The sequence below is a fragment of the Candidatus Hydrogenedentota bacterium genome (assembly GCA_016791475.1).
Taxonomy (GTDB): Bacteria; Hydrogenedentota; Hydrogenedentia; order Hydrogenedentales; family JAEUWI01; genus JAEUWI01.
In genome coordinates this window covers 1-263 of sequence record JAEUWI010000287.1, presented here as the reverse complement: position 1 = coordinate 263, position 263 = coordinate 1, and the positions used below count along the sequence as shown (strand labels likewise).

The following is a 263-nucleotide window of genomic DNA, read 5'->3' as shown; positions in this document are numbered from 1 at the left end:
TCGTCCGCGCCACCGCCACCGAGCATCTGCCCCCCGCGCAACCCGAGGCGCGTATCGCCCTGAGCGAAGCGCTGAACGACCCCGACGCCCTGGTCCGCGCCTACGCCGTCCTCGCCCTCGCCGAGCTGCCGCCGGCGGAGCGCCCGCCGTTGCTCGTCCCGCGCCTGCGCGACCCGATCCGCCTCGTGCGCATCAACGCCGCCCAGGCGCTCGCCGCGTTGCCCCCCGGCACGCTCGCCGGCGCCGACCAGGCGACCTTCAAC

1 protein-coding gene is annotated in these 263 nt (G+C 77.2%); it reads left to right on the top strand.

Annotated elements, in window-relative coordinates; genetic code table 11:
• A partial coding sequence (locus tag JNK74_29235) for a HEAT repeat domain-containing protein (GenBank protein ID MBL7650261.1) occupies nt 1–263 on the top strand: 263 nt, incomplete at both ends.